This is a genomic window from Pseudaquabacterium terrae, from assembly GCF_013266755.1.
Classification (GTDB): Bacteria; Pseudomonadota; Gammaproteobacteria; order Burkholderiales; family Burkholderiaceae_C; genus Pseudaquabacterium; species Pseudaquabacterium terrae.
Map to the genome: position 1 here is coordinate 398,339 of NZ_JABRWJ010000006.1, position 24,744 is coordinate 423,082.

A 24,744-nucleotide genomic window follows, 5' to 3' on the forward strand; every position below is an offset into this window, starting at 1 on the left:
TCGCAAGGGTACGACAGACCCCGGCGCCCGCACTCCCGCAGACTACTGATGCGCAAAGGCGAGTCCCCGATGATCCAGCTGCACTACCACCCCGGCAGCGCCAACATGGCGCCGCACATCCTGCTGCACGAGCTCGCGCTGCCGTTCGAGCTGGTGCTCGTCGACCGCGAGCAGAGCGCGCACAAGAGCAGCGCCTACCTGCAGCTCAACCCGAACGGCCTGATCCCCGTGCTGGTCGACGGCGACCTGGTGCTGTACGAGGCGGCGGCTATTTGCCTGCACCTGGCCGACCGCGAGCGACAGGCGCAGCTCGCGCCGGCGCTGGGCACGCCCGAGCGCGCGCACTACTACAAGTGGCTGGTGTGGATGACCAACACGCTGCAGGCGACGCTGATCCACTACTTCTATCCCGATCGTCTGGTCGACGCCGGCAATGTCGACGGCGCGCTTCAGGTGCAGCGCGCAGCGCAGGCGCGCGTCGGCAGCCTGCTCGACCAGATCGAGGCGCAGCTCGCCGGCCACGGCCAGCCCTGGCTGCTCGGCGCCGGTTACTCGGCCGCCGATCCGTACTGCTTCATGCTGTGCCGCTGGACGCGCAACTTCAGCGGCCCGGCCGCGGCGCCGGCGCGCACGCGGCCGGTGATCGCCGCGTACCTGAACCGCATGCTGGAACGCCCGGCGGTGCAGCGCGTGCTGACCGACGAAGGGCTGCCGCAGCCCTGGGTCTGATGTTCAGAGGCTGCCGCTGACCCGCAGCTTCTCCAGCCGCAACGCGATCGTCTGCTGCAGCTCGCTGATGCGCTGCTGCAGCACGCGGCGCTGCTCGGCGTCGGTGGTCGCGGCCAACGTCTGCCGCAGCTTGCCGAGCTGCTGCATCAGCTCGACCTCCGCCGGCACGACACCGGCGTCCTTCAGGATCTTGAACGGCAGCCGGAATTCCTCCGGCGTCTCGTCCCAGCCGTCGCCGTGGTGCAGCGGCTTGCCGTAGCTCGGGGCCGAACGCAGCTCGCCGCTGCGTTCACTGTCGCGCAGGCTCTGCGCAATGTGGTCGTCGAGGGTTGCCATGCCCCGCAGCGTACACCGCCGCGGGTTGGGTTCAATGCCCTAACGCGATGCCGCACTGGCCGCCGGCTCCACGGGCGCGAACAGCTTGCTCGCGTCCTCTTCCGGCTTCTGCTCGCCGCGTGGCTCGAGACCCATGTTCTGGATCTGCTGGGTGGCCTTGTCGAGGTCGAGCTTCTGCTCCTTGGGCAGGAACATGGTCACCGTCTGCGGGAAGAAGATGACGATGACCACCAGGATGATCTGCATCCCGACCCACGGGATCGCGCCCATGTAGATGTCGCTGGACAGCACCTTCTTCGGCAGCGCGCCGGTCTTGGCCAGCGTGTCGGAAATACCGCGCAGGTAGAACAGCGCGAAGCCGAACGGCGGGTGCATGAAGCTGGTCTGCATGTTCACGCACAGCAGCACGCCGAACCAGATCAGGTCGATGCCCATCTTGTCGGCCACCGGCCCGAGCAGCGGCAGGATGATGAAGGCGATCTCGAAGAAGTCGAGGAAGAAGGCCAGGAAGAAGATGAAGATGTTGACGACGATCAGGAAGCCGAGCTGGCCGCCGGGCAGGCCCGACAGCATGTGCTCGATCCAGATGCCGCCGTTGACGCCCTGGAACACCAGCGAGAACACGCGCGAGCCGATCAGGATGAAGACCACCATCGCGGTGATGCGCATCGTGCCGGCCAGCGTGTCGCGCAGCACCGGCCACGACAGGCGCCGGTGGATCGCGGCGAGGATCAGCGCGCCGACCGCGCCCATCGCGCCGGCTTCGGTCGGCGTGGCCACCGCGGTGTTGATGCCGGGCAGGCCGCCCATGCTGCCGAGCACCGCGAAGATCAGGATCGCCGAGGGGATGATGCCGCGCAGGCACTTGGCCCACAGCGCCCAGCCGTTCAGCGTGCGTGCTTCCTTCGGCACACCCGGCACATGGTGCGGCTTGATGCGGCTGAGCAAGAAGGTGTAGAGCGCGAAGATCAGCACCTGCAGGATCGACGGCCCCCACGCGCCCTTGTACATGTCGCCGACCGACTTGCCGAGCTGGTCGGCCATCACCACCAGCACCAGCGACGGCGGCACCAGTTGCGTGATGGTGCCCGAGGCGGCCAGCACGCCGGTGGCATAACGCATGTTGTAGCCGTAGCGCTGCATCACCGGCAGCGCGATCATCGCCATCGCGATGACCTGGCCGGCCACCGTGCCGGTGATCGCGCCGAGGATGAAGCCGACGATGATCACCGAGTAGCCCAGGCCGCCGCGCACCGGGCCGAACAGCTGGCCCATCGAGTCGAGCATGTCCTCGGCGAGGCCGCACTTCTCGAGCACCGCGCCCATCAGCGTGAAGAACGGGATCGCCAGCAGCAGCTCGTTGGACAGGATGCCGAACACGTTGAGCGGCAGCGCCTGCATGAATTCGGGGTTGAACCACCCCATGTAGATCGCGAACGTGCCGCAGATCAGGCCCAGCGCGGCGAGCGAGAACGCCACCGGGAAGCCGATCAGCATGATCACGATCAGGCCGCCGAACATCAGCGGCGCGAACTGGTCCATCGTGATCATTGAAGCGGCCTCTCGTAGTGGATGTCCATTTCATAGCGGTGCATCAGCCACGCGATGCGCTTGACGATCTCGGCCAGGCCCTGCAGCAGCACCATCGCGAAACCCAGCGGCAGCATCAGCACGGCGGGCCAGCGCACCAGGCCGCCGGCGTTGCTGGACATCTCGCCGCTGGCCAGCTTCTGCAGGAACAGCGGCCACGACAGCCACAGCATCACGCTCATCACCGGCACCAGGAAGAAGATCAGGCCGAACAGGTCGACGTAGACCTTGCCGTGGCCGGTCAGGCGGCCGTAGAACAGGTCGACGCGCACGTGTTCGTTCAGGCGCAGCACCTGCGAGGCGCCGAGCATCACGCAGGCGGCGAACAGGTACCACTGGATCTCGAGCCAGGCGTTCGAGCTGATGTTGAAGCTGTAGCGGATCACCGCGTTGCCTGCGCTGATCAGGCAGGAGGCGATGACCGCGTACTTGGCGATGATGCCGAAACGATCATTGAGGTGATCGATCCAGCGCGCCAGCGTGAGCAGGATGTCCATGGGAGGAGCGCCGGGGGCGGCGCGGGAGTCGACGGGCGGCGCCACTATAAGCAGCCGCGGCTGAATCACCCCTGAACGGGACCGTCGCGCCGACCCCCGGGGATTCCCTTGGACAGCTGGCTTTCAGGAACGCGCGTTCACGCGTTCGGGCGCGCTCAGGACAGCTTGTAGGTCTGCAGGTGGATGCTGGTTTCGGTCGCGCCGATGCCCTTGATCAGCCGCAGCCGCTCCAGCACTTCGGCCAGCTCCTGCAGGCTCGACGAGCGCAGCTCGGCCAGCAGGTCCCAACGGCCGTTGGTGTCGTGGATCGCCGCGATGCCGGGCTCGCCGAGCAGGATCGCGATCACCTTGCGGGTCTGGTTGCCCTCGACCGCGATGCTGGTCCAGGCGGTGATCTGGTTCGGCTGCGCGTCGGGCCGCAGCTTGACGGTGTAGCCGACGATGACGCCGGCGTCCTCGAGCTTGGCAACGCGGTTGGTCACCGTGCCGCGCGAGACGCCGAGCTTGTGTGCAAGCGTCGCGACGCTCGCGCGGGCGTCGGCGCGCAGCAGTGCGATGAGTTGCTGGTCCAGCGTGTCCATTTCTACATAGTGTCAGCGGAGGCTGTCGAAATGGCAAGCAACTGATGAATTCGCAGCAGAGTTGGCCGTTTTCATTGCCACGGGCTGCTCGAACAATCCACTTCATCGCAAACGGTCCCAGCCCCAGGAGCCCCCATGACCACCTTGCTGAGCACCCATGACATCGCCCGCATCGTCGCCCAGCGCGGCCTGCCCGAGACGCTGAAGCGGCTGGCGGCCTACATCGAAGCCGACTTCCGCCGCTGGCCCGAATTCGACAAGACCGCGCGTGTCGCCAGCCATTCGGACGACGGCGTGATCGAGCTGATGCCGATCGCCGACGCGTCGCTGTACAGCTTCAAGTACGTCAACGGCCATCCGAAGAACACCCGCTCCGGACTGCCGACGGTGATGGCCTTCGGCGTGCTGGCGGATGTGGCGACCGGCACGCCGGAGCTGCTGTCCGAGCTGACGCTGACGACGGCGATGCGCACCGCCGCCACCTCGGTGATGGCCGCGCGCCTGCTGGCGCGGCCCAACAGCCGCACGATGGCGCTGATCGGCAACGGCGCGCAAAGTGAATTCCAGGCGCTCGCCTTCCACTACCTGCTGGGCATCGACCAGATCCGCCTGTTCGACATCGACGCCGATGCCACCGCCAAGCTGCTGAACAACCTGGCCGGCGTGCACGGGCTGCGCCTGATCGTCTGCGCATCGACCGCCGAAGCGGTGAAGGGCGCCGACATCGTCACCACGGTGACCGCCGACAAGACCAACGCGACGATCATCACGCCGGAGATGATCGAGCCCGGCATGCACATCAACGGCGTCGGCGGCGACTGCCCCGGCAAGACCGAGCTGCACGCCGATGTGCTGCGCGCCGGCCAGGTGTTCGTCGAGTACGAGCCGCAAAGCCGCATCGAGGGCGACCTGCAGCAGCTACCGGCCGACCACCCGGTGACCGAGCTGTGGCGCGTGCTGCTGCGCGAGGCGCCGGGCCGCCGCAGCGCGTCCGACATCACGGTCTTCGATTCGGTCGGCTTCGCGCTCGAGGACTACTCGGCGCTGCGCTTCCTGCGCGACTCGGCGCGTGAGCTCGGCCTGGGCACGCCGATCGACCTGATCCCGACGATGAGCGATCCGAAGGACCTGTTCGGCCAGCTCGTGCCGGTCACGCCGCGCCGGCCGATGCTGGTGGCGGCCTGAGTCGACGGATCGGACTACGCTGCCGCGGCCGGCCGCTGCCCGGCGGCGACCAGTCCGAGGATCTGCTCGGCGCTGACCGGCTTGACCAGGTGCTGCTCGAAGCCGGCGTCGTGGCTGCGTTGGCGATCGGTGTCCTGGCCATAGCCGCTGAGCGCGATCAGCCGGCAGGCGTCGGGCCCGATCGCCGCGCGGATGCGCCCGGCGAGCTCGTAGCCGTCCATCACCGGCAACCCGATGTCGAGCACCGCGACCTCCGGACCGAAGCGCTGCAGGGCCGCCAGCGCCCCCAGCGGCTCGTTGAACACCTCGACCTCGTGGCCGCCGGCGGCCAGCAGGCAGCCCAGCGTCTGCGCACCATCGACGTTGTCGTCGACGACCATCACCCGCCGCCGCTGCGGCGTGGCCAGCACCGGCGGCGCGCCGTCGTTGGCCGCGGGCGTCGCCAGCCGCGGCGCGGCGGCGCGCAGCGGCAGCCGCACGATGAATTCGCTGCCGCGCCCCGGGCCCTCGCTGCGCGCCTCGACGCTGCCGCCGTGCAGCTCGACGATCTTGCGCACCAGCGCCAGGCCGATGCCGAGCCCGCCGCCCGCGCGCGCGAGGTCGCGGCGCCCCTGGTAGAAGAGGTCGAAGATGCGCGGCAGCACCGGCAGGGCCACCCCGATGCCGTTGTCGATCACGCGGATGCACAGGCGCTCGTCATCCACCGGCTGCGCGAGCAGATGGATCTCACCGCCGGGCTCGGTGTAGCGCGCCGCATTCGTCAGCAGGTTGGCGATGACCTGGGCCAGCCGCACCGGGTCCCCCTCGCAGCGCAGCCCGGGCGCGATGTCGGTGTGCAGGCGATGGCCGCGCTGCTCGATCAGCGGGCGCGCCAGCTCCACGGCCTGGCCGAGCACCGCCTGCAATTCCACGCACTCGTGGCGCAGCGCGATCTGGCCGCGCGTGACGCGCGCAACGTCGAGCAGATCGTCGACCAGCCGCACCAGGTGTTCGACCTGGCGCAGGATGATGCCCTGCTCGCGCGTGCTGTCGACGCCGCCGCGGCGGCGCATCAGATGCAGTGCGCTGACGATCGGCGCCAGCGGGTTGCGCAGCTCGTGGCCGAGCATCGCCAGGAATTCGTCCTTCGCGCGGCTCGAGTCCGACAGCTCGGTGAGCATCGCCTCGCGCTCGACCTCGCGCCGGCGCAGCGCCTGCTCGGCCGTTTCGCGCCGGGCGATCTCGGCCTGCAGCGCCAGCGCCTGCTGCTCCAGGCTGGCGAGGCGCCGCTGCAGGGCCTGCGCATCGCCGCCGATCGAGCGGTGGCTGTGCGAGCAGGCATGCTGGTGCTCGCCGCAGACGCGCTCGAACGCCGCGGCATGCTCGGCGGTCGGAAACAGCCGCCACGGGTAGGCGCAGAAGAGCGAGAAGCGGTGCTCGCCCATCAGCGCGTTCCACAGCTGCTCGAGCCGCACCGCGGCGTCGTAGCGCCCGCGCTCGCACAGCAGCGCGACCATTTCGCCGAAGGCATGCACGACGCGCCCGCCGGCGCCGGCCGCTGCGATCACCTCGCCGATCAGGCTCCGGAAGCGCTGCTCGTCGGGCCAGTCGTCGACCATGAACTGCGCCAGGCATTGCGCCGCGTCGCGCAGCACCAGCGTGCCGCCGGCCGGCTGCGCGCCGGAGGGGCCGAGCCGCTGCTCGAGCGCTGCCAGGTGCTCGGCACTGGCGATCACGATGCCGGTGCCACCCGCGCGCAGCGCATCGCCGATGAACGTTGCCACCTCGTCGAGCAGCAACGCATCGTGGTCGTAGAAACGGACGAAATGACCGGTCGCGGCCGGCACGGCCCACGAACCCGGTGCAGCGGTAGCGAGCACGTGAAGGTTCCTTCCCGAGCGCTTGGGCAAGGCGTGTGCCTGCCTGCGCTCCATTAGCATCCGGGCATGGACGACGCCGGGATGCAGAGCTGGATCTGGCCGTTGCCGGAAGGCGGCGCCAGCAACGACCAGGCCGCGCTCGACACGCGCTGGCAGGTGCTGCTCGGCCGCGGCGGCTGGCAGGCGGAGGTGCTGGGGCAGGTCGGCGACGATGCGCTGCGGCTGTACGTGCGGCCGTCCGCCGCTGCGGCCGCGCCGCGCCTGTTGATCGCGGCCGGCTTCCACGGCGAGGAGCCCGCCGGCCCCTGGGGCGTGCTGCAGTTCTTCGAGCGCGCCGATGCGGGCCTGCTCGACCGGCTGCAGCTCACCGTGCTGCCGCTGGTCAATGCCAGCGGCTTTCGCGCCGGGCGGCGCTTCAACGACTGGGGCGAGAACCCGAACCGCGGCCACGGTGCGTCGGCCGATGCGCCGCCCTCGCGCGAGGGCCGGGTGCTCGCCGCGCACGGCGCGCGGCTGGCCGCACTCGGCGCCAGCGGCGTGCTGAGCTGCCACGAGGACGTCAAGCAGCCGCAGCACGGCTACGTCTACAGCCTGGAGCGCGCCGAGCGCCCGGGCGCCTTCAGCCACGCGCTGCTGGCCGCCAACGCCCGCTTCTTCCCGCTGCTGCCGGACGGCGACGTCGACGGCTGCCACGTGCGCGGCGGCATCGTCTTCAACCGCTACGACGGCTCGTTCGAGGCCTGGATGATGGAGCAGGGCGTCGGCCGCGCGGCCTGCGTCGAGACGCCGGGCCGGGCGCCGATCGGCGAGCGCATCGCGGCGCAGGCGGCGATGGTCGAGGCCTTCGTGCGGCATCCGCTCGACGGCGCATGAAGCGCTCGCCGTTCCCGGGGCTGGCGGGCGCGTTGTGGCTGGTGCTGGCATCGATGCTGCTCGAAGCGCTGTGCGCCGCTTTGCTGCAAGGCTTGCCGGGCCTCGGCGCGGCCGAAGAGGCGGCGCTGGCGCGGCTGGTGGCCAATGCGGCGCTGTTCAGCGGGCTGGTCGCCTTCCTGCGGCTCAACTACCGCGAGCTGTTCCACGACAGCCCGGCCGGCGTCGGCGCGACGCTCGGGCTGACGCTGCTGCCGGTGCTGGCGCTGGTGCCGGGGCTGGTGGTGGTCGAAGGCTGGATCAGCCAGTGGCTGACCACGCTGGTGCCGCTGTCGGCCTGGGAGGCACGCGCCTTCACCGAGATGTCGCAGCCGGTGCCCGGCATGCTGGTGATGGTCTGCGTGCTGGCGCCGGTGCTCGAGGAGATGCTGTTCCGCGGCGTGATCCTGCGCGCCTTCCTGCAGCGCTACTCGCGCGGCGTGGCGATCGCGCACTCGGCCGGCGTCTTCGGCCTCGCGCACATGAACCTGTACCAGTTCGTTGCCGCCTTCACGCTCGGCCTGCTGGCCGGCTGGCTCTACGAGCGCACGCGTTCGCTGTGGCCGTGCATCGCGCTGCACGCCGGCTACAACACCAGCATCACGCTGCTCGAAGCCGGCGCCGCCGACCATGCGCCGGATCTCGTGCCGGTGGCGCCGCTGGCGACTGCACTGCTGTCGGCGTGGTTCCTGAAGCGCTGGCTGCAGCCGGCCGGCGCGCGCTGAAGGACCGGGAGCAGTAATGCAGAAACTAGCCCTGTGCATCGGCAGGTGAGCGGTGCGAGTGAAGTGGAGAACCTGATCCGTGACGTGTCGGCGATCTGGCCGCTCACATTTGGCGCTTGATATCGACTTGGGCGACCCTATGGACTTCGATTCCCTGCGACCTGTGTTCAGCGGCCTTGTGGGATGTCTGGCCGTCTACTTGCTCGCTCGTGCAGGACGCAAGCCGACGCCCCGCAAGGACAACGTGCGAGTGCTGACCTACGGAATCGGATTTCGGGTGTTCGCCGCTATCCTGGTGCCCGGTTCCTTGTTCATTGCGTATGCCGCAGCTCATGCGCGTCCCAGCCAAGCAGCGCTCGCCGGATGCATCGCGGCAGCGTTCGTCGCTGGGGCGGTGTTCTTCGCCTATCAGGCGTTCTTCGTCTCGTTTGCGTACGACGAGCACAACGTCTACTACAGAACCCCGCTCGCTGGATCCAAGGTCATTCCCTGGTCCGAGGTCGAAGAGCTTGCGTACTCCGGCCTTCTTCAGAGTCACTATCTGCGCACACGTCAGGTTCGGCGAATCTGGTGCTCCAACATGCTGCGTGGTTACGATGAGCTCGGGGAGTTTCTGTCAAGGAAGCGCGAAGAGCTGTATGGCGACGGGCCCTGATCTCGCAGGCCGCGCCGCAGCTGGTGTGTCGCACTTCGTGTTCAACTGCCGAGACGGGCGGCAAGGGGGGTTACCAAGGCAGGGCCCGACTGGGGTGGATGGAAGACACCAAGGCCAAGAACCTACATCGGCCACGCCCGCATGACGGGCCGCATCTGCTCCCACGCCCGCGCCAGCTGCAGCACGCCCAGGTCGTCGTGCCGCCGCCCGGCGATCTGCAGCCCGATCGGCAGGCCGCTGGCCGTGAAGCCGGCATGCACCGACACGGCTGGCTGCTCGCTCATGTTGTACGGCAGCGTGAAGTTGATGTGCTCGAACGGCCGCGCCGGATCGTTCAGCGGGCTCGCCCACTCGGCCGCAAAGCTCGGCACCGGGCTCACCGGCGACAGCACGAAATCGAAGGGCTGCGTCGCGGCGACGGCCGCATCGCGCAGCGTGCCCATCGCGCTGTAGCCGGTGAAGACCTCGGCGGCCGACAGCGTCGAGCCGGTCGCCACCCAGTCGCGGATGTAGGGCAGCACGCGCGCGGCGCGCTCGGGCGGCAGCGCCTGCAGGTCGATCCAGCTGCGCATGCGCCAGAAGCGGTCCATGCCGTCGGCCATGGCGCGTGTGCTGAAGGCGCGCAGCGGTTCGACGATCGCGCCGGCGCTTTCGAAGGCCCGCGCGGCGGCCTCGATCGCCGCGCGGGTCTCGGGCTCGACAGGCAGCCCCCAGCCGGCGTCGAGCTGCAAGCCGATCTTCAGGCCGCGTACTTCACGCTCCAGCTGCAGCCACGGGATGCTCTGGTACGGCAGGCTCATCGTGTCGCGCCAGTCGGGGCGCGTGAGCACCGTCATCAACCACGCGGCGTCCTCGACGCTGCGCGTCATCGGCCCGGCGACGCGGCCCGCGTACGGCGGCTTGATCGGGATGCGGCCGAGGCTGGGCTTCAAGCCGACCAGCCCGCACCAGCCGGCCGGCAGACGGATCGAGCCCCCGATGTCGGTGCCGACGTGCAGGGGGCCATAACCGGCGGCTGCAGCGGCCGCCGCGCCGGCGCTCGAGCCGCCGGGGTTCTTCGTCGTATCCCACGGGTTGCGGGCGAGCTTGTGGAAGCTCGACAGCCCGGACGACAACATGCCCCAGTCGGGCATCGTCGTCTTGGCCAGCAGCACGAGACCCGCTTCCTTCCAGCGCGCGGCCGGCGGCGCGTCGTCGGCCATCGGCTGCAGCACGGTGGCTGCCGTGCCCACCGGCATCGGGCAGCCGCGCGTCGCGATGTTCTCCTTCAGCGTGCCCGGCACGCCGTCGATCGGCGACAGCGCCTCGCCGCGCATCCAGCGCCCTTCGCTGGCGCGCGCCTCGGCCAGTGCCGATTCCGGATCGAACGCGTAGAGCGCACACAGCGTGCTCTCGCGGCGCTCGATCTGCGCGATCACCGCATGCGCCACCTCGACCGGCGACAGTGTGCGCGCGGCAAAGGCCGCGGCGAGCTCGGCGGCGCTGAGTTCGTGCAACGAAGCCATGCGCTCTTCAGTTGGGGTGTTTGGCCAGGAAGGCCTCGAGGTTCTTCGCCGCCTGTGCCCGGACGCCGTTGCGCAGCATCGGCGTCCAGCCGAGCAGCACACCTGGCGTGCCCAGCGCCTGGCGCGACCAGCGCCAGAAATTGAAGCGGTCGCGGTGGCGGCGGATCAGGCCGTCGCGGCCGAGTTCGAACTCGGCCTCGATGATGTTGTGCACCAAACGGCCGGTGGCGCTGAAGCGGTAGTGCGCTTCCCAGTGCGCGCTGCGGTCGGTGACCGCGCTGGCTTCGAGGCGCCAGACGTCGCGGCCCTTGGCCTTCGTCGCGTCGCACAACATGCGCCACATGCCGCCGATCTGCGGGCGGCCCTGCAGCGTGAAGACCTCGTCCTCGAACGACGCGTCGGGGGCGTAGGCCGCCTGCATCGCCGCGCCGTCGAGCCGGGCGAAGGCACTGTAGAAACGGCGGATCGCGTCGGCGCTCATTGGTGGACCCCCTTGGCCCTGCGGGCCGTCCCCCCGAGGGGGAGCGAGCGCCTTCGGAACGGCCGGGCGGCGCTCATTGCCAGCTCACCGCGGCCATGTCATTGGCGAAGATCGGCGAGCTCGCCCACAGGCCCTTCAGCCCCTTCTTGGCCACCGCCACCTGCGCCGGGTTGAAGATCCACGCGTTGACCGCATCGGCGCTCAGCTGGCGCTGCAGGTCGCCGTAGAGCTTGGCCCGCTGGGCAGTCGGCGCTTCGGCATGCTTCTTCGCCAGCGCGTCGAAGGTCTTGCTCTGATAACCCCAGTAGTACGCGGCATTGGTGTACTGCATGTAGTCCAGCGGCTCGGCGTGGTTGATGATCGTCAGGTCGAAGTTGCCCTTGAACGGCACCGACAGCCACTGCGCCCATTCGACGTTCTCGATCTTCGCGACGATGCCGACCTTGGCCAGCATCGCGGCCACCACCTCGCCGCCCTTGCGCGCGTACTGCGGCGGCGGCAAGGTCAGCGTGACGTTCAGCGGGGTCGCCACGCCGGCTTCCTTCAGCAGCGCCTTGGCCTTCTCCGGATCGTAGGGATAGGCGCCGGTCAGGTCGACGTAACCCGCGTCGGTCGGCGCGGCATGGCTGCCGATCGGCTTGGCCAGGCCTTCGAGCACGCCGTCGATGAAGGCCTTGCGGTCGATCGCATGCGCGATCGCGCGCCGCACGCGCACGTCGTCGAAGGGCTTGCGCTTGTTGTTGATCGTCAGTTGGCCCTTGCCGGCGGTCGAGCCGATCTCGACGGTGAAGCGCTTGTCGCCCTGGAACTGCTTCAGGTTCTGGAACGCGGCGAAACGCGGCATGCCGTCGATGTCGCCGGCCAGCAGCGCCGCGACCTGCGCGGCCGGATCGTTGATGAATCGGAAGGTCACCTTCTTCAGCGTCACCTTGGCGGCATCGCGGTACCCGTCCCACTTGACCAGCGACACCGCCGAGCCCTTCTGCCAGCTGTCGAGCTTGAACGGGCCGGTGCCGACCGGGTTGGTCGCCGTCGTCGCCGCGCTTTTGGGCGACAGGATCACCGCGGTGTTCTCGCCGAGGCGGAACGGCAGCGTCGCGTCGGCGTTGTTCAGCGTCACGATCACCGTGTGCGCATCGGGCGTGGCGATCGACGAGATGTTGTCGAACACCGCCTTCTTGGCCTTGTTGGTTGAGCCCTCGGCCTTCGCGCGCTCGAAGGTCCACTTGACCGTGGCGGCGTCGAAGGGCGTGCCGTCCTGGAAGGTGATGCCCTTCTTCAGCTTGAAGGTGTAGAGCTTGCCGTCGGGGTCGCTCGACCACTCGGCGGCCAGCAGCGGCGTGACGCTGCCGTCGACGTGGATCTTGGTCAGGCCCTCGAGCACGTTGTAGTGCACGACCTCGCCGATCGCCGCGGCCGGCGCGGTCGTCGGGTCGAGCCCGGTCGGCTCGAGCACCATGCCGAGCACGACGCTGTCCTTGCGGGTCTGCGCCTGGGCCGGTGCGGTGCCGGCCGCCAGCAGCGCGCTGGCCGCGACGGTGGCAATCAGGTGACGACGGATGATCGACATGGGTTCTCCTCTTGTCTGGTCAAGCCGGTAGCGCGCCCAGCACCCGCTCGGCTTCATGGCAGGCCGCCTGGTGCCCGGCGCCGAGCGCGCGCAGCGCCGGCGGTTCGGCAAGGCAGCGATGCTGCCTGAACGCGCAGCGCGGCGCAAAGGCACAACCCCCCGGCGCGGCGACCGGCTCGATGGGGATGCGCTGCGCCCGTCGCGTGCCGGGCCGGGCCTGCGGCACCGCGGACATCAGCAGCCGGGTGTACGGATGCGCGGCGGCGTGGAACAGCGTGTCCGGGTCGCCCTGCTCGACGATGCGGCCCTGGTACAGCACGATCACTTCGTCGCACACCAGGTCGACGACCGCCAGGTCGTGGCTGATGAACAGGTACGTGACGCCGAGCGTGTCCTGCAGGTCCTGCATCAGGTTCAGCACCTGCGCCTGCACCGAGACATCGAGCGCACTCACCGGCTCGTCGGCGACGATCAGTTTCGGCTTCGTGACCAGCGCGCGGGCGATCGCGATGCGCTGGCGCTGGCCGCCGGAGAACTCGTGCGGGTATTTCGCCAGGTCGGCCGCGCGCAAGCCCACCGCGTCGAGCGTCTCCGCGGCGCGGATGCGCATCGCTTCGGCCGGCACGCCGCCTTGCGCCTCCAGCGGTTCGGCGACGATGCGGCCGACCGTCTGGCGCGGATCGAGCGAGCCGAACGGATCCTGGAACACCATCTGGAAGTCCGCGCGCGCGCGGCGCAGCTCGGCCGGTGTCAGTGCATTCAGGTCGCGCCCGCCCATCAGCACCCGGCCGGCGGTCGGCGTCTCAAGCGCCATCACCAGCCGCGCCAGCGTGCTCTTGCCGCAGCCCGATTCACCGACGACACCGAGGCTGCGGCCGGCCTGCAGCGTGAAGCTGACGCCCTGCAGCGCGTGCACGACCGGCGGCGCGGCCAACAAGCGTTCACGTGGCAAGCGGTAGTGCTTGACGACGTTGTGCACCTCGAGCAACGCGGGGCCGATTCTCATGCAATCTCCCGCACCCGGATGCAGCGTGCCGCATGGTCGGGCACGACGTCGATCGGCGGCGGCAGCGCACTGCGGCAATCGGGAATCACCCACTCGCAGCGGTCCGAGAACGGGCAGCCGGCCGGCAGGTCGATCAACTCGGGCACGCGGCCGGCGATCGTCTTCAGCCGCGTGCCGCGCGGCAGCCCCAGCGCCGGGCGCGCGGCGAACAGCCCGCGCGTGTACGGGTGCGCCAGGCGCGCGAACACGCTCTCGGTCGGCCCGCTCTCGACGACGGTGCCACCGTACATCACCAGCATGCGCTGCACCGTCTCGGCCATCACCCCGAGGTCGTGGCTGATCAGCAGCAGCGCCATGCCGTCCTCGGCCACCAGCTGGCCGATCAGCTCGAGCACCTCGCGCTGGATCGTGACGTCGAGCGCGGTGGTCGGCTCGTCGGCGATCAAGAGGTCCGGGCCGCAGGCCAGCGCGATGGCGATGACCACGCGCTGGCGCTGGCCACCGGAGAGCTGGTGCGGATAGGCATCGAGCCGGCGCGCCGGCTCGGGCAGCTGCACGCGTTCGAGCAGCCGCAGCGCCTCGGCGCGCGCGGCCGAGCCGTCGAGCCCGCGGTGGATGCGCAGCGATTCGCCGATCTGGCGGCCGATCGTGTGCAGCGGGTTCAGTGCCGTCATCGGCTCCTGGAAGATCATCGCCAGCCGGTTGCCGCGCAGTGCGCACCAGGCGGTTTCCGGCTGGCCGACCAGCTCGCGGCCCTCGAGCCTGATCGAGCCGGCGACCCGTGCCCCCTCCGGCAGCAGCCCCATCAGCGCCAGCGCGGTGATCGACTTGCCGCAGCCCGACTCGCCGATCAGGCCGAGCGTGTGGCCGCGCTGCAGCTCGAACGAGATGCCGCGCAGCGCGTCCGCCGGGCCGCGCGGGGTCTGCAGCGTGACGCGCAGGTCCGTGACGGCCAGCAGCGGCGCCAAGTCTCGGCCCCCCGCGGCGCTCATGTCACTTCGCCAGCAGGTCCAGGTAGGCGCCGCTGATCAGCGCCGTCGGCGGCACGCCGAGCGCATCGAGCAGGCCGCGCGCGATCGCCGTGCCCTCGTCCTCGGTCTGGCCTTCGCGCAGCACGACCTCGAGCTCGAGGAAGTCACCCAGGCCCTCGACATGGTCGAGGTGGATGCGCGTCTGGCCGGCCAGCACGAGGATGCGGTGCTTGACGACGCGGCCGAGCACGCCGCAGGCGCGCTCCAGCGCCTCGCGCAGCGTGTCGGGATCGGCGGCGGGCGTGATGACGTAGTCCGAGACCTTCGGGCCTTCGGCGTCGGGCCGGTGGTAGTGGATCAGCTCGCCGGCGCCGTCGCTGAAGACGCGCAGCTTCAGGCGGCCGTTGGGCACCTTGAAGAAGGTGTCGTCCTGGTGAATCAACTGCGGTGACTCGTCTTCCTCGGCCAGCGCGCGGGCGCGCGGCAGGAAGTCGTCGATGCTGTCGATGCGGGCTTTGATCTCGACGTTGGCGGGCATGAAACTGATTGTGCGGCCTAACGCGAGGGAGGCTGCGGGGCTACCACTTGCAGCCCTTGTCGCGGACGGCGTCTGCGAGCAAGGGAACCACTGCGGCAATGCCCATGCCGGCATAGGCCTGGCGGCAATCGGACTTGCCGGATTTCTCGATCTGGTCGGCGAGCTTGTTCTTGCGCTCGGGCGGCGGCGGCATCAGGTTCAGCATGCCGCGCGCGCCCTGGCCCGACAGCTCGCCGCCGCGCGATGGGCGCGGCAGGTCGAGGTTCAGCCGCGGTGCGCTCGGCGGTGTCGACGGCGGCGTTGCGATGTCGTGGCCGATGCGCGGACCGGCATCGGGCGCGCCGGGGATCGTGCGGGCCGACGGTTCGGGGCTCGGCGTCGTGCCGGTGGCCGGCCGCGGCGGCGCTTCGGGCGACGGCGCGGCGGTGCTGGCGCTCGGCGGCGCGCTGGTCGGCGGCGTGGTGACGGTGGGCGGTGCCGGGCGCGCGGCCGGCTCGGCCGCCGGCGCCGCCGGTTCGACCGGCAGCGACTTCGGCGCGACGGGTTCGATGGGCGCCGCCTTCGGCGCGATCGGTTCGACGGGCGCCGCCTTGGGCGCGATCGGCTCGATCGGCGGCACCTTCGGCGCCGCGGGCTCGCTGCGCACGCTCGGCATCGGTACGCGCTCGACCGGCGTCGGCCGCGGCAGCTCGGCCGGTTGCATGTCGATGGGCGCCGCCGGTTCGCGCAGCGGCAAGGGCGCGAGCGGTGGCGGCTCCGGCGCGGCGCGGATCGCCGGCATCGGCGCGCGTTCGATCGGCATGGGCGTCGGCGCGGCCAGCTCGGCCGGCTTCATCTCGATCGGCGCCGGGCGTTCGCGCAACGGCAAGGGTGCGAGCGGCGGCGGCTCCGGTGCGGCGCGCACCGCAGGCATCGGCACGCGTTCGACCGCGCTCGGCGCGGCCGGCTCGGCGGGGGTCAGGCCGATCGCGGCGGGGCGCTCCCGCGGCGGCAGCGGCGCAAGCACCGGCGCGTCGGCATCGGCGGGGCGGGCCGGCGCTGCCGGCTCCGTCGTCGATGGCGCTTCCGGCGGGCCTTCGCGGGCCGCATCGGCCGGCGTGGGCTGCCAGGTGCCCGGCTGCGCGGCGCCCGGCAGTTCGGCCGGTGCCGGTTCGGATTCACGCACCGTGCCGCCGAAGCGCGGGCGCTCCGCCGTGCCGATCGGGCCGGCGGCGACGGGCGGCGCGGGCTGGGCCGCGCCATTGCCGGGATCGGTGCGCAGCCCGCGCAGCGTGACGTTCAGGCTGCCCCAGACACCTTCACCCTGGCGCGCGGTACCGCCGGGCAGCGTGCCGATCAGCAGCACCGCCAGCACGTGCAGCAGCAGCGCCAGCGTGATGCACTGCCGCAGCGGCGGGGCATCCAGCGGCGCCGGCGGCCAGACGGCCGGGCGGGGCGAAGAAAGGATCGTCACGAGGAGCCGAAAGGCCCCGAGTGTGCCCAGCGCCGCCGCCAGCGTCCATCACGCAGGCATGGGTTGCAGCGGCGCCGCGCGGGCGCGGTCGACATCCGGGCTGCGGTACGAGGCTTCCGGGATGCGCGCCAGCGTCGAGCGCTGCAGCGGCCCGTCCTGCAGCCCGTAGAACTGCTGGAAGCTCATGATCAGCGGCCGCCAGCGGTCCGGATCGATGCGGTTCGGCTCACCCTCGGCCAGCAGCGCCGGCGCGACGTGCACGCGCAGGATGCGCGCCTCGAAGATCCAGCAGTGGCCGCGCAGCAGCGGATCCTCGTCTGCCAGGCCGTGGCGGGCTTCAATCACCGCCTCCATCTGCACCGGGCATTGCGCGATGCGCGGGGCGCGCACGGCTTCGGACGCCTGCGGCGTCAGCCCGGCCTGCGCGAACTTGTCGTGCACCGTGCGGTAGCCGCGGCGCTGCTTCGGCGCAGGCACCGGATCGGCGCCGGTCGTCAGCGCCAGCCGGTCGACCGCGTCCACCTCGGCGGCCGAGGGCAGGTTGATCACGCACTGCGGGTCGCGCAGCAGGTTGGCGGCGCTCTGCGAGCCGGCGCCCAGGCCCAGCATGCAGCGCCAGCCGAGCCAGAAGGCCGAGCTCATCGGCGCGATGTTCGGCGTGCCGTCGGGGTTGGTGGTCGTCAGCAGGACGACCGGGGTGCCGAAGTACAGGATCGGCGGTTCGCTGCGCACATGCATCACAAGGCTCCACGGAGGACAGGGGATGACGGCAGTGTGCGCAGCGGGCGGCCCGCCGGCTCGCCGGTTTCGGACCTTCGATTCGGACGCCGATGGCCGCTTACTTTGCGGACCAGGCGACTGTCGACTACAGCAGCGCCAGCTCGAGGTTGTCGATCAATCGCGTCGTGCCGAGGCGCGCCGCAGCGAGCGTGACGAGTGCGGTGTCGCCGGCTTGCGGCGGGCCGAGATCACGCTGGCGGCGGATCGCGACGTAGTCCGGCGCCCAGCCGCGCGCCGCAAGCGCCTGCAGGCTTTCGGCCTCGATCGCCGCGAAGTCACGCCGGCCGGCGGCGACCGCCTCGGCGACGCCGCGCAGCGTGCGCGACAGCGTCACCGCCTCGACGCGTTCGGCGGCGCTGAGATACCCGTTGCGCGACGACAGCGCCAGGCCGTCGTCGGCGCGCGTCGTCTCGCCGCCGAGGATGTCGATCGGCAGCGCGAGCTGGTCGACCATGCGGCGGATCACCATCAGCTGCTGGTAGTCCTTCTTGCCGAAGACGGCGATGGCCGGCTGCACGCAGTTGAAGAGCTTCAGCACGACGGTGCACACGCCGACGAAGAAGCCGGGGCGGAAATGGCCCTCGAGGATGTCGGCCAGCTCGGTGGGCGGATGCACCTTGTAGCCCTGCGGCTCGGGGTAGAGATCGGCCTCCGACGGCGCGAACAGCAGGTCGCAGCCGGCGTCGCGCAGCAGCTGCGCGTCACGTTCTAGTGTGCGCGGATAGGTGTCGAAGTCCTCGTGCGGCGCGAACTGCAGCCGGTTGACGAAGATGCTGGCGACCACCGGGCCGCCGCCGGCCGCGCGCGCCTGGCGCACCAGCGACAGGTGGCCCTCGTGCAGGTTGCCCATCGTCGGCACGAAGGCGCTGCGCGGGGCGCCGGCGAGTGCGGCGCGCAGGTCGAACAGGGTGTGCACGGTGCGCATCGGGAGCTCCTCAGTAGCCGTGCTGCGCTTCGTCGGGGAAGCTGCCGTCGCGCACCGCAGCGACATAACGTTCGATCGCCGCGGCCACGGAGCCGCCTTCGCGGGTGAAGTCGCGCACGAAGCGCGGCGGCTTGCCCGCATTCAGACCCAGCATGTCGTGCAGCACCAGCACCTGGCCGCTGCAGCCGGCGCCGGCGCCGATGCCGATCACCGGGATGTCGAGCGCGGCGGTGATCTCGGCGGCCAGCGCGCTGGGCATCAGCTCGAGCACCAGCATCGCGGCGCCGGCCTCGGCCAGCTCCTTGGCATGGCGGCGCAGCGTTTCGGCCGCGGCGTCGTCGCGGCCCTGCACGCGCCAGCCGCCGAGCGCATGCACCGATTGCGGCGTCAGCCCGAGGTGGGCGCAGACGGGGATGCCGCGCTCGGCCAGCTGCCGCACCAGCGGCGCGGTCCAGCCGCCGCCTTCGAGCTTGACCATGTGCGCGCCGGCCTGCATCAGCCGCGCCGCGCTGTCCAGCGCCTGTTCGGCCGAGGCCTGGTAGCTGCCGAACGGCAGGTCGCCGATGACCCAGGCGCTGCGGTTGCCGCGGGCCACGCATTCGACGTGATAGGCCATCTCGGCCAGGCTCACCGGCAGCGTCGACGGCCGGCCCTGCAGCACCATGCCGAGCGAATCGCCGACCAGCAGGATGTCGACGCCCGCCGCATCGAGCACGCGCGCGAAGGTGGCGTCGTAGCAGGTCAGCATGGCGATCTTCTCGCCGGCGGCATGCATCGCCCGCAGGCGGTGCAGCGTGATCGGTTTGCGCTCGTCGGTCATCGCGGGCTTGGGCGGCAGTACTGCGGGCGGCGAGTCTAACGCTGCGGTGCAGCAAAGGTCTGTCGCTGGGATGACGCTGCGTCAGCGTTTGCGGGCCAGCTTGGGGTCCATCAGGTCGCGCAGGCCGTCGCCCATCAGGTTCAGCCCCAGCACGCTGGCGGCGATCGCGACGCCCGGGTAGACGGCCAGCATCGGCGCGGTGAACAGCTGCGTCTGCGCTTCGTTCAGCATGCGGCCCCAGCTCGGTTGCGGCGGTTGCGTGCCGAGCCCGAGGTAGGACAGCGCCGCCTCGGCGAGGATCGCGGTGGCGAACGAGATCGTCGCCTGCACGATCAGCACGCTGGCGATGTTCGGCAGCACATGGTCGAGCGTGATGCGCCACGGCCCCTTGCCGGCCGCGCGCGCGGCGAGCACGTATTCACGCGCCCACACCGCGTTGGCGGCGCCGCGCGTGATGCGGGCGAAGACGGGGATGTTGAAGATGCCGATCGCGACGATGCCGGTGATCAGCCCGGGGCCGTAGATCGCGCCGAGCATGATCGCCGACAGCAGCGCCGGGAAGGCGAAGGTGAAGTCCGCCGCGCGCATCACCAGCTCCTCGACCCAGCCGCGCTTGGCCGATGCCAGGCAGCCCAGCAGCACGCCGGCGATCAGCCCGATGCCGACTGCGATGACGCCGACGACGATCGAGTTCTGCGAGCCGACCAGCAGCTGCGAGGCGATGTCGCGGCCCAGGCTGTCGGTGCCCAGCCAGTGCGCGGCGCTCGGGCCTTGCAGCTTGTTCGGGATGTCGATGTCGGCCGGCGGATAGGGCGCCCAGACCAGCGAGACCAGCGCCGCCAGCACCAGCAGCAGCGACAGCGCGGCGCCGAGCACGAAGCTCGGATGGCGGCGCGCGCGGTGCAGGAAACGCGCGGAACCGTCGCTCATGCGCTGTCGTCGGCCGGCCACTGGGCTTGCGCGAGAGCTGCGATCAGCGCCGGTACGTCGCCTTGCACGATGCTCCACAGGGTGTCGTTGTCGATCCCGAGGTAGCCATGAACCAGGCGATTGCGAGTTGCGACCACTAGCCGCCACGGCACTTCAGGAACCAAGCGCCGCACCTCTTCAGGTACATGCGTTGCCGCTTCGCCGATCAACTCCAGGTTCCTCAGCGTCGCGTCATAGGTCTTCGCATCGGCAATGAACGCCGCTTGGTCGAAGCCCTGGGTGTACGCCTGAACCTTGCGCGCGAACGTGCCCATGTCGTCGACATAGAAGCGCCACGCGCGCTCAGACATGGATCGCCTCGCGTTCGACGAAGGGGCGCAGCTCGTTGCGCAATGCGTTCGCAGTGACGAGGTCGACGGGCCGCGCCAACAGGTCCTCCAGGTAGAACTGCAGGCCGAAGTAGCGCGCCGAGGTGGCAGGGCCATCGAAGGCGACCAGGATGTCGATGTCGCTATCCGGTGTCGCCGCGTCGCGCGCCACCGAGCCGAACACCGCGAGATCACGCACGCCAAAGCGCTGCGCCAACACGGGTTTGTGCTGTGCCAGCAATTCAACGGCCTGATCGCGCCTCATACGCGCATTGTCCCGTCGCTGCGGGCGTCGAAGCAACCGCCCTGTCACGCATCGCTGGCCTTCAGCCGCGGATCGACCAGCGCGTACAGCACGTCGACGACGAAGTTGACGACGATCACCACCGCGACCAGCAGCATCACGACGTCGCGCACGACCACCAGGTCGCGGTTGGCGATGGCCTGGAAGACGAGCCGGCCGATGCCCGGCAGCACGAAGACGTTCTCGACGACGATGGTGCCGGTGATCAGGTTCGCGAACTGCAGCCCCATGATCGTCAGCACCGGGATCATCGCGTTGCGCAGCACGTGCTGCCACAGCGTCGCGCGCGATGTCAGGCCCTTGGCGCGGGCGGTGCGCACGTAGTCCTCGCGCATCACCTCGAGCACCGACGAGCGTGTCACGCGCGCGAGGATGGCGGCCTGCACCAGCGCCAGCGCCAGCGCCGGCAGCGCCAGCGCCTGCAGCGCCGGGCCGATGCCGCCGCCATCGGCTTCGCTCCAGCCCGGAAAACCGCCGGCCGAGACCCACTGCAGCTTCACCGCGAACAGCAGGATCAGCAGGATCGCGAACCAGAAGCTCGGCACCGCGATGCCGAGCTGCGAGGCCAGCATCACGCCGACGTCGCCGGCGCGGTTGTGGCGCGCCGCGGCATAAATGCCGAAGACCAGCGCCAACACCGTCGTCAGCACCATCGCCAGCAGCGCCAGCGGCAGCGTCACGCGCAGCCGCTCGGCGATCAGCTCGGCGGTGGGCGAGCCGTAGGACAGGCTGTTGGCCGTCTCGGCGAGCAGCAGGCCGCCGATCCAGTGTGTGTAGCGCTCAGGCGCAGGGCGGTCGAGGCCGAGCTTCTTCTCCAGCGCGGCGATCGACTCCGGTGTCGCGGTGTCGCCGAGCATCACCTGCGCGACGTTGCCCGGCAACAGCTCGAGCACTGCGAAGACCAGCAGCGAGGCGATCGCCAAGGTGGCGAAGAAGGTCGCGAAGCGCTTGGCGAGGAAGACGCTCATCCGTCGAGGGCCGGTCCACTGCGGAACATGCGAACTATCATGCCCGAAACGCCTTGTTGCGCTGCCCGGAGCCTTTCAACGATGGCCGCGATCCCCTTCCCGACGAACCAGGTGCTGATCGGCGGCAGCTGGCGTGACGCCGCCGGCGGCGAGACGCTGCCGCTGATCAACCCGAGCGATGGCGCGCTGCTGGCGCAGATCGCACGCGGCACGGCCGCCGACATCGATGCCGCGGTGGCTGCGGCGCAGGCTGCGCTGGACGGCGAGTGGGGCCGGCTCACGGCCGCCGAGCGCGGGCGGCTGCTGGCGCGCCTGTCAGCGCGCGTGATCGATGCCGCCGACGAGCTCGCCCGGCTCGAGGCGCTGGACGTCGGCAAGCCCGTGAAGCAGGGCAAGGCCGATGCGTTGGCGCTGGCCCGCTACCTCGAGTTCTACGCCGGCGCGGCCGACAAGGTGCACGGCGCGACGATCCCGTTCGCCGACGGCTACACCGCGTTGACCTTGCGTGAGCCGCATGGCGTGACCGGCCACATCGTGCCGTGGAACTACCCGATGCAGATCATCGGCCGCTCGGTCGGTGCGGCGCTGGCGATGGGCAATGCCTGCGTGCTCAAGCCCGCCGAAGAGGCCTGCCTGACCGCGCTGGCCTTCGGCCGCCTGGCGCAGGACGCCGGGCTGCCGCCGGGCGCGCTGAACATCGTGCCGGGCTTGGGCGAAGAAGCCGGCGCGGCGCTGTCGGCGCATCCGGGTGTTGCGCACCTGTCGTTCACCGGCTCGGTCGCCGTCGGTCGGCTGGTGCAGGCGGCCGCGGCGCGCAACACCATTCCGGTCACGCTGGAGCTCGGCGGCAAGAGCCCGCAGCTCGTCTTTGCCGATGCCGATCTGGACGCGGCGCTGCCCTTCCTCGTCAATGCCGGCATCCAGAACGCCGGCCAGACCTGCTCGGCGGCGTCGCGCATCCTGGTCGAGCGGGGCGTCTTCGACGAGGTGGTCGCGCGCATGGCCGAGCGTTATCGCGGCTTGCGGATCGGTCCGGCCCTCGACGACCCGGACGTCGGCCCGCTGATCTCGGCGCGCCAGCGCGAGCTCGTGCTCGGTTACCTCGGTGTCGCGCGCGACAGCGGCTTGGGTCTGGTTGCGCAGGCCACCCTGCCGGCCACGCTGCCGGCCGGCGGTTGTTATGTCGCGCCGACGCTGCTGGCGCCGGTCGCGCCCGACCATCGTCTCGCGCAGGAAGAGATCTTCGGCCCAGTGCAGGTGGTCATCCCCTTCGACGGCGAGGCCGAGGCGCTGGGCATCGCCAACGGCACGCTCTTCGGCCTCGTCGCCGGCGTCTGGACGCGCGACGGTGCGCGCCAGTTCCGCCTCGCCCGCGGCCTGAAGTGCGGCCAGGTCTTCATCAACAACTACGGCGCCGGCGGCGGCATCGAGCTGCCTTTCGGCGGTGTCAAGCAGTCCGGTCATGGCCGCGAGAAGGGCTTCGAGGCGCTGTACGGCTTCTCGACCCTGAAGACGGTGGCGATCCGGCATGGGTGAGTGTTGTCATACAATGGATGACACATCGAAGGGGCCCGCCATGCGCGTCAATGCCCGTCTCGACGAAGAGACGCAACAGCAGCTCGAATACCTGGTCGAAGCCACCGGCGAGAGCGTGAGCCACGTGGTGCGCGAGAGCGTTGCGCGTTACTACCGCGACGTGCGTGCCGAGCGTGGAGGGATGCGCCACTTCGCAAAGATGATCGGCAAGGGCAACAGCGGACGCAGCGACATTGCGTCGAACTACAAGCAGTACGTGGCCGAGAGCATCGATGCCAAGTACGGTCTCGGCAAGAAGTGATCGCCATAGACGCAGGCTTCCTCTACGCGCTGGCTGACCGGCGCGACGCCTGGCACGAGCGCGCGGTGGCGCATTGGCCCACGCACGAAGAAGGATGGATCACGACCTGGCCGGTGCTCGCAGAGGCTTGTCACCTGCTGGGGCGACGACTTGGCATCGACTATGTGTCCAATCTGCTGGACGATGTTGCCGAGGGAAGCTTCAGCATCTGGTCGCCGCCGTTGGAGCAACTCGCCCACCTGCCGGTGTTGATGCGCAAGTACGCCAAGCTGCCGATGGACCTGGCCGATGCGACGCTGGTGTTGCTGGCCGAGCACCTGGGCCACGGCCGCATCCTGTCCACCGATGAGCGCGACTTCGGCACCTACCGGTGGAAGCAGCGCAAGCCCTTCCACAACCTGCTCGCCGATTGACCATCGAGAGGACATCGCCATGATCACCAGCGGCACTCGGCTGAAGAACAAGGTGGCGATCGTCACCGGCGGCGGCTCTGGGTTCGGCGAAGGCATTGCGCGCAAGTTCGTCGCCGAGGGCGCGCAGGTGCTTGTCGCCGATCGCGACCTCGAGGCCGGGCTGCGGGTCGCCGTCGCGCTCGGCCCGGCGGCGCGCGCGGTGCGCGCCGACGTCAGTGATGCCACCGACGTGCGGCTGATGATGGAGGCGGCCGAGCAGCATTTCGGCCGGCTCGACATCCTCGTCAACAACGCCGGCATAGGGCACAAGCCGCAGCCGCTGGAAGACCTGGCGGAGGATCAGTTCGACCGCATCGCGGCGGTCAACATGCGCGCGATCTACCTGGCGATGCGCGAGGTCGTGCCGCGCTTCAAGGCCCGTGCCGCCGGCGTGCACGGCCAGCGCGGCGTGGTGTTGAACATCGCGTCGACGGCAGGCGTCAGCCCGCGGCCGCGGCTGGCCTGGTACAACGCCAGCAAGGGCTGGGTGATCACCGCGACGCGCGCCTGCGCGGTCGAGCTGGCGCCGTTCGGCATCCGCGTGGTCGCGCTGAACCCGGTGGCCGGCGAGACGCCGCTGCTGGCCACCTTCATGGGCGAGGACACGCCCGAGATGCGCGCGAAGTTCCTGTCGACGATTCCGATCGGCCGCTTCTCGCTGCCGGAGGACCTCGGCAACGCGGCCTGCTTCCTGTGCAGCGACGAGGCGACGATGATCACCGGCGTGTGCATGGAAGTCGACGGTGGCCGCTGCATTTAACGCCTAGCGG

28 protein-coding genes are annotated in these 24,744 nt (G+C 70.2%); 9 read left to right on the forward strand and 19 right to left on the reverse strand.

Annotation, left to right across the window (positions count from 1 at the left end):
• Window positions 1-69: 69 nt before the first annotated feature.
• Window positions 70-729, forward strand: coding sequence for a glutathione S-transferase family protein (locus HLB44_RS21050; protein WP_173126473.1), 660 nt, complete (start codon window positions 70-72; stop codon window positions 727-729).
• 3 nt (window positions 730-732) lie between these two features.
• Here the strand turns inward: HLB44_RS21050 and HLB44_RS21055 are convergent, their stop codons facing one another.
• The 4 genes from HLB44_RS21055 to HLB44_RS21070 all read right to left on the reverse strand — a co-directional run bounded on the left by HLB44_RS21055 (window position 733) and on the right by HLB44_RS21070 (window position 3,733).
• Window positions 733-1,065: a DnaJ family domain-containing protein gene (locus HLB44_RS21055; protein ID WP_173126476.1), complete on the reverse strand. Its 333-nt coding sequence runs from the start codon at window positions 1,063-1,065 to the stop codon at window positions 733-735.
• Between the two features lie 39 nt (window positions 1,066-1,104).
• Window positions 1,105-2,613 carry a TRAP transporter large permease gene (locus HLB44_RS21060; RefSeq protein WP_343051468.1) on the reverse strand — a complete coding sequence of 503 codons (1,509 nt, stop codon included), beginning with the start codon at window positions 2,611-2,613 and terminating at the stop codon, window positions 1,105-1,107.
• Window positions 2,613-3,152 (reverse strand): TRAP transporter small permease subunit, encoded by a 540-nt coding sequence (locus tag HLB44_RS21065; RefSeq protein WP_173126482.1) that lies wholly within the window; start codon window positions 3,150-3,152, stop codon window positions 2,613-2,615. The genes HLB44_RS21060 and HLB44_RS21065 overlap by 1 nt, the downstream gene beginning before the upstream one ends.
• Before the next feature lie 155 nt (window positions 3,153-3,307).
• A complete protein-coding gene (locus tag HLB44_RS21070; protein WP_173126485.1) occupies window positions 3,308-3,733 on the reverse strand; it encodes an Lrp/AsnC family transcriptional regulator in 426 nt (141 codons plus the stop codon).
• Window positions 3,734-3,868: 135 nt separating this feature from the next.
• On the opposite strand from HLB44_RS21070, the gene HLB44_RS21075 reads away from it, so the two are divergent.
• Complete coding sequence (locus tag HLB44_RS21075; protein WP_173126488.1) at window positions 3,869-4,918, forward strand: ornithine cyclodeaminase; 1,050 nt, start codon at window positions 3,869-3,871, stop codon at window positions 4,916-4,918.
• A gap of 14 nt (window positions 4,919-4,932) precedes the next feature.
• On the opposite strand, the gene HLB44_RS21080 is transcribed toward HLB44_RS21075, so the two are convergent.
• Window positions 4,933-6,777, reverse strand: a complete 1,845-nt coding sequence (locus HLB44_RS21080) for an ATP-binding protein (protein WP_343051446.1) — start codon at window positions 6,775-6,777, stop codon at window positions 4,933-4,935.
• Window positions 6,778-6,843: 66 nt separating this feature from the next.
• Between HLB44_RS21080 and HLB44_RS21085 the strand changes: the two genes are divergently transcribed.
• The 3 genes from HLB44_RS21085 to HLB44_RS21095 all read left to right on the forward strand — a co-directional run bounded on the left by HLB44_RS21085 (window position 6,844) and on the right by HLB44_RS21095 (window position 9,066).
• Window positions 6,844-7,650, forward strand: a complete 807-nt coding sequence (locus tag HLB44_RS21085) for a M14 family metallopeptidase (protein WP_173126494.1) — start codon at window positions 6,844-6,846, stop codon at window positions 7,648-7,650.
• Window positions 7,647-8,411: a CPBP family intramembrane glutamic endopeptidase gene (locus HLB44_RS21090; RefSeq protein ID WP_173126497.1), complete on the forward strand. Its 765-nt coding sequence runs from the start codon at window positions 7,647-7,649 to the stop codon at window positions 8,409-8,411. Before HLB44_RS21085 ends, HLB44_RS21090 begins: the two co-directional genes overlap by 4 nt.
• A gap of 139 nt (window positions 8,412-8,550) precedes the next feature.
• Window positions 8,551-9,066, forward strand: coding sequence for a hypothetical protein (locus tag HLB44_RS21095; RefSeq protein ID WP_173126500.1), 516 nt, complete (start codon window positions 8,551-8,553; stop codon window positions 9,064-9,066).
• A gap of 122 nt (window positions 9,067-9,188) precedes the next feature.
• Here the strand turns inward: HLB44_RS21095 and HLB44_RS21100 are convergent, their stop codons facing one another.
• The 14 genes from HLB44_RS21100 to HLB44_RS21165 all read right to left on the reverse strand — a co-directional run bounded on the left by HLB44_RS21100 (window position 9,189) and on the right by HLB44_RS21165 (window position 21,685).
• A complete protein-coding gene (locus HLB44_RS21100; protein WP_173126503.1) occupies window positions 9,189-10,571 on the reverse strand; it encodes an amidase in 1,383 nt (460 codons plus the stop codon).
• 7 nt (window positions 10,572-10,578) lie between these two features.
• A complete protein-coding gene (locus tag HLB44_RS21105) occupies window positions 10,579-11,052 on the reverse strand; it encodes a nuclear transport factor 2 family protein (RefSeq protein ID WP_173126506.1) in 474 nt (157 codons plus the stop codon).
• 73 nt (window positions 11,053-11,125) lie between these two features.
• On the reverse strand, window positions 11,126-12,622 hold the full coding sequence (locus HLB44_RS21110; RefSeq protein ID WP_173126509.1) for an ABC transporter substrate-binding protein: 1,497 nt from the start codon (window positions 12,620-12,622) through the stop codon (window positions 11,126-11,128).
• Window positions 12,623-12,641: 19 nt separating this feature from the next.
• Entirely contained in the window at window positions 12,642-13,628 is a 987-nt protein-coding gene (locus HLB44_RS21115) for an ABC transporter ATP-binding protein (protein ID WP_173126512.1), read from the reverse strand.
• Window positions 13,625-14,620: an ABC transporter ATP-binding protein gene (locus HLB44_RS21120; protein WP_173126515.1), complete on the reverse strand. Its 996-nt coding sequence runs from the start codon at window positions 14,618-14,620 to the stop codon at window positions 13,625-13,627. Before HLB44_RS21120 ends, HLB44_RS21115 begins: the two co-directional genes overlap by 4 nt.
• A 1-nt stretch (window position 14,621) precedes the next feature.
• Entirely contained in the window at window positions 14,622-15,137 is a 516-nt protein-coding gene (locus tag HLB44_RS21125) for a class IV adenylate cyclase (protein ID WP_173126518.1), read from the reverse strand.
• A gap of 40 nt (window positions 15,138-15,177) precedes the next feature.
• Window positions 15,178-16,590: a hypothetical protein gene (locus tag HLB44_RS21130; protein WP_173126521.1), complete on the reverse strand. Its 1,413-nt coding sequence runs from the start codon at window positions 16,588-16,590 to the stop codon at window positions 15,178-15,180.
• A gap of 48 nt (window positions 16,591-16,638) precedes the next feature.
• Window positions 16,639-17,328 carry a flavin reductase family protein gene (locus HLB44_RS21135; RefSeq protein ID WP_173126524.1) on the reverse strand — a complete coding sequence of 230 codons (690 nt, stop codon included), beginning with the start codon at window positions 17,326-17,328 and terminating at the stop codon, window positions 16,639-16,641.
• Window positions 17,329-17,455: 127 nt separating this feature from the next.
• A complete protein-coding gene (gene panC, locus HLB44_RS21140; RefSeq protein WP_173126527.1) occupies window positions 17,456-18,295 on the reverse strand; it encodes a pantoate--beta-alanine ligase in 840 nt (279 codons plus the stop codon).
• A gap of 10 nt (window positions 18,296-18,305) precedes the next feature.
• Window positions 18,306-19,115 (reverse strand): 3-methyl-2-oxobutanoate hydroxymethyltransferase, encoded by an 810-nt coding sequence (gene panB / locus HLB44_RS21145; RefSeq protein ID WP_173126531.1) that lies wholly within the window; start codon window positions 19,113-19,115, stop codon window positions 18,306-18,308.
• An 81-nt stretch (window positions 19,116-19,196) separates the two neighbouring features.
• Window positions 19,197-20,045: an ABC transporter permease gene (locus HLB44_RS21150; RefSeq protein ID WP_173126534.1), complete on the reverse strand. Its 849-nt coding sequence runs from the start codon at window positions 20,043-20,045 to the stop codon at window positions 19,197-19,199.
• A complete protein-coding gene (locus HLB44_RS21155) occupies window positions 20,042-20,395 on the reverse strand; it encodes a HepT-like ribonuclease domain-containing protein (RefSeq protein WP_173126537.1) in 354 nt (117 codons plus the stop codon). Before HLB44_RS21155 ends, HLB44_RS21150 begins: the two co-directional genes overlap by 4 nt.
• Window positions 20,388-20,678, reverse strand: a complete 291-nt coding sequence (locus HLB44_RS21160) for a nucleotidyltransferase family protein (protein WP_173126541.1) — start codon at window positions 20,676-20,678, stop codon at window positions 20,388-20,390. Before HLB44_RS21160 ends, HLB44_RS21155 begins: the two co-directional genes overlap by 8 nt.
• Window positions 20,679-20,722: 44 nt before the next feature.
• The gene (locus tag HLB44_RS21165) at window positions 20,723-21,685 is read right to left on the reverse strand and encodes an ABC transporter permease (RefSeq protein ID WP_173126544.1); all 963 of its coding nucleotides are present in this window, start codon (window positions 21,683-21,685) and stop codon (window positions 20,723-20,725) included.
• Between the two features lie 81 nt (window positions 21,686-21,766).
• On the opposite strand from HLB44_RS21165, the gene HLB44_RS21170 reads away from it, so the two are divergent.
• The 4 genes from HLB44_RS21170 to HLB44_RS21185 are packed head-to-tail and all read left to right on the forward strand — an operon-like array spanning window position 21,767 to window position 24,734.
• Complete coding sequence (locus HLB44_RS21170) at window positions 21,767-23,221, forward strand: aldehyde dehydrogenase family protein (RefSeq protein ID WP_173126547.1); 1,455 nt, start codon at window positions 21,767-21,769, stop codon at window positions 23,219-23,221.
• A gap of 40 nt (window positions 23,222-23,261) precedes the next feature.
• Window positions 23,262-23,522 (forward strand): ribbon-helix-helix protein, CopG family, encoded by a 261-nt coding sequence (locus HLB44_RS21175; protein WP_173126550.1) that lies wholly within the window; start codon window positions 23,262-23,264, stop codon window positions 23,520-23,522.
• Window positions 23,519-23,935, forward strand: coding sequence for a type II toxin-antitoxin system VapC family toxin (locus HLB44_RS21180; RefSeq protein WP_173126553.1), 417 nt, complete (start codon window positions 23,519-23,521; stop codon window positions 23,933-23,935). Before HLB44_RS21175 ends, HLB44_RS21180 begins: the two co-directional genes overlap by 4 nt.
• A gap of 19 nt (window positions 23,936-23,954) precedes the next feature.
• The gene (locus HLB44_RS21185) at window positions 23,955-24,734 is read left to right on the forward strand and encodes a glucose 1-dehydrogenase (protein ID WP_173126556.1); all 780 of its coding nucleotides are present in this window, start codon (window positions 23,955-23,957) and stop codon (window positions 24,732-24,734) included.
• The last annotated feature ends 10 nt before the right edge of the window (window positions 24,735-24,744 follow it).

What these genes read in the sequence shown, in the direction of transcription:
- HLB44_RS21050 (WP_173126473.1), top strand. Translation starts at nt 70, where the DNA reads ATGATCCAGCTGCACTACCACCCCGGCAGCGCCAACATGGCGCCGCAC.
- HLB44_RS21055 (WP_173126476.1), bottom strand. Translation starts at nt 1,065, where the DNA reads ATGGCAACCCTCGACGACCACATTGCGCAGAGCCTGCGCGACAGTGAA.
- HLB44_RS21065 (WP_173126482.1), bottom strand. Translation starts at nt 3,152, where the DNA reads ATGGACATCCTGCTCACGCTGGCGCGCTGGATCGATCACCTCAATGAT.
- HLB44_RS21070 (WP_173126485.1), bottom strand. Translation starts at nt 3,733, where the DNA reads ATGGACACGCTGGACCAGCAACTCATCGCACTGCTGCGCGCCGACGCC.
- HLB44_RS21075 (WP_173126488.1), top strand. Translation starts at nt 3,869, where the DNA reads ATGACCACCTTGCTGAGCACCCATGACATCGCCCGCATCGTCGCCCAG.
- HLB44_RS21085 (WP_173126494.1), top strand. Translation starts at nt 6,844, where the DNA reads ATGGACGACGCCGGGATGCAGAGCTGGATCTGGCCGTTGCCGGAAGGC.
- HLB44_RS21090 (WP_173126497.1), top strand. Translation starts at nt 7,647, where the DNA reads ATGAAGCGCTCGCCGTTCCCGGGGCTGGCGGGCGCGTTGTGGCTGGTG.
- HLB44_RS21095 (WP_173126500.1), top strand. Translation starts at nt 8,551, where the DNA reads ATGGACTTCGATTCCCTGCGACCTGTGTTCAGCGGCCTTGTGGGATGT.
- HLB44_RS21100 (WP_173126503.1), bottom strand. Translation starts at nt 10,571, where the DNA reads ATGGCTTCGTTGCACGAACTCAGCGCCGCCGAGCTCGCCGCGGCCTTT.
- HLB44_RS21105 (WP_173126506.1), bottom strand. Translation starts at nt 11,052, where the DNA reads ATGAGCGCCGACGCGATCCGCCGTTTCTACAGTGCCTTCGCCCGGCTC.
- HLB44_RS21110 (WP_173126509.1), bottom strand. Translation starts at nt 12,622, where the DNA reads ATGTCGATCATCCGTCGTCACCTGATTGCCACCGTCGCGGCCAGCGCG.
- HLB44_RS21115 (WP_173126512.1), bottom strand. Translation starts at nt 13,628, where the DNA reads ATGAGAATCGGCCCCGCGTTGCTCGAGGTGCACAACGTCGTCAAGCAC.
- HLB44_RS21120 (WP_173126515.1), bottom strand. Translation starts at nt 14,620, where the DNA reads ATGAGCGCCGCGGGGGGCCGAGACTTGGCGCCGCTGCTGGCCGTCACG.
- HLB44_RS21125 (WP_173126518.1), bottom strand. Translation starts at nt 15,137, where the DNA reads ATGCCCGCCAACGTCGAGATCAAAGCCCGCATCGACAGCATCGACGAC.
- HLB44_RS21135 (WP_173126524.1), bottom strand. Translation starts at nt 17,328, where the DNA reads ATGCATGTGCGCAGCGAACCGCCGATCCTGTACTTCGGCACCCCGGTC.
- panC (WP_173126527.1), bottom strand. Translation starts at nt 18,295, where the DNA reads ATGCGCACCGTGCACACCCTGTTCGACCTGCGCGCCGCACTCGCCGGC.
- panB (WP_173126531.1), bottom strand. Translation starts at nt 19,115, where the DNA reads ATGACCGACGAGCGCAAACCGATCACGCTGCACCGCCTGCGGGCGATG.
- HLB44_RS21150 (WP_173126534.1), bottom strand. Translation starts at nt 20,045, where the DNA reads ATGAGCGACGGTTCCGCGCGTTTCCTGCACCGCGCGCGCCGCCATCCG.
- HLB44_RS21155 (WP_173126537.1), bottom strand. Translation starts at nt 20,395, where the DNA reads ATGTCTGAGCGCGCGTGGCGCTTCTATGTCGACGACATGGGCACGTTC.
- HLB44_RS21160 (WP_173126541.1), bottom strand. Translation starts at nt 20,678, where the DNA reads ATGAGGCGCGATCAGGCCGTTGAATTGCTGGCACAGCACAAACCCGTG.
- HLB44_RS21165 (WP_173126544.1), bottom strand. Translation starts at nt 21,685, where the DNA reads ATGAGCGTCTTCCTCGCCAAGCGCTTCGCGACCTTCTTCGCCACCTTG.
- HLB44_RS21170 (WP_173126547.1), top strand. Translation starts at nt 21,767, where the DNA reads ATGGCCGCGATCCCCTTCCCGACGAACCAGGTGCTGATCGGCGGCAGC.
- HLB44_RS21175 (WP_173126550.1), top strand. Translation starts at nt 23,262, where the DNA reads ATGCGCGTCAATGCCCGTCTCGACGAAGAGACGCAACAGCAGCTCGAA.
- HLB44_RS21185 (WP_173126556.1), top strand. Translation starts at nt 23,955, where the DNA reads ATGATCACCAGCGGCACTCGGCTGAAGAACAAGGTGGCGATCGTCACC.